This window comes from Neisseria sp. P0009.S007 (genome assembly GCF_051962515.1).
Map to the genome: position 1 here is coordinate 1 of NZ_JBQCVF010001089.1, position 274 is coordinate 274.

At 55.1% G+C, this 274-nt stretch carries 1 protein-coding gene; it reads right to left on the minus strand.

Translation table 11 applies throughout. From position 1 onward, the window contains the following. Window positions 1–71: 71 nt before the first annotated feature. A partial coding sequence (locus tag ACTHS3_RS17860) for an orotidine 5'-phosphate decarboxylase / HUMPS family protein (protein WP_440368758.1) occupies window positions 72–274 on the minus strand: 203 nt, incomplete at its 5' end.

Genomic DNA, 274 nt, shown 5'->3' on the forward strand with positions numbered 1-274 from the left:
TGGAACTTGGTGGGCATATTGCCTCCGTTGTGTTTTTTCAGACGGCCTCAACCTGTAAGGTCGTCTGAAAATCAGTTTGCTTCAAGGTTCGCTACGCGGTTCACTTCGCGCAATACGGCTACCGGATTGGCGGCTTGGGTAACAGGGCGGCCCATCACCAGATAAGTCGAACCTGCCGCCAATGCTTCGGCAGGCGTCATGATGCGGCGTTGGTCGTCGTTGTTGCCGGCAATGTCCAAACGGATGCCGGGCGTTACCAAGACAAAATCTTGCC